Source organism: Aphanothece microscopica RSMan92 (genome assembly GCF_046613545.2).
Lineage (GTDB): Bacteria > Cyanobacteriota > Cyanobacteriia > PCC-6307 > Cyanobiaceae > NIES-981.
The window spans coordinates 1-948 of record NZ_JBKKKY020000225.1; the positions used below are offsets into that span (position 1 = coordinate 1).

Annotated in this window: 1 protein-coding gene; it reads right to left on the minus strand. The window is 43.1% G+C overall.

Features of this window, described 5'->3' with window-relative positions:
* A partial coding sequence (locus ACLD7X_RS17125; protein ID WP_411424895.1) for a DEAD/DEAH box helicase occupies positions 1–948 on the minus strand: 948 nt, incomplete at both ends.

A 948-nucleotide genomic window follows, 5' to 3' on the forward strand; every position in this document is an offset into this window, starting at 1 on the left:
CCTGACTTAATAGACGCTCAGGAGAAACAAATGTAAAAAGTGCCTGTCCCCCTTTCATTTGGGCAATAATCCGATTTCGCTCCTGGGGGGTTTTTAGGGAGGAATTTATAAATATACAGGCGTCGATCCGGTTTTTGACCAGGTTGTCTACCTGGTCCTTCATCAGCGATTTGATCGGGTCAATCACCAATGTTACACCTGGTTGCAGTAGCACTGCCAGCTGGTAGGTAAGTGACTTGCCCCCGCCCGTAGGTAACAGCCCAATGACGCTCTGAATTTGCAGGGCCCTGTTGAGAATTTCCAGTTGTCCCGGTCGGAAGTCAACCTTACGAAAGATAGACTGCAAAAAGTAAGTGAGTGCCTTCTGTTTTTGATCAGATTCTGCTATCCCACCGTAGTCGATCAAATCCGATGTATAAAATTGTCTTTTGGTATTGGCATGATGAGATGATCTGATGACGATCGAGTGCTGGTAGCGGATATCTGGGAGTTTGTACTTATGGACCTTGGACCGCATCAGTACTGAGATATCGATCAATACATCACAGGAATAGGAGGAAGGTACTTCTGATACTAAAAGAGTATCAATTCCTTTGTTCATTGCACTGGATTGAAATTCAGGCGTGGTAATGATCAAGAGTTCTATTTCTGGCAGTTGAAGTTTTTTGCCTGCCAGCTTAAATATATTCCAAAGTTGATTTCTCAGGTCTTCTATTGCCCATTGGGCACAGGGTACATCCCGCTCGTAAATAGCAATTTTCCAGGTAGGAGCTTCAATCTTCAATACTCCTGTGATCATGAGTTCAAGAAGTACCTTCTGTATTCGGGCAATGGCTACCGGACTCAGTGCTAGTTGTAAACCATTCAGCCTATTTGGATCAAATTGTTTATTGTTGAAGTTTTTGGAGAGTATCTCTACATAGGATTCTTTAACTAGTTTTTCTATGG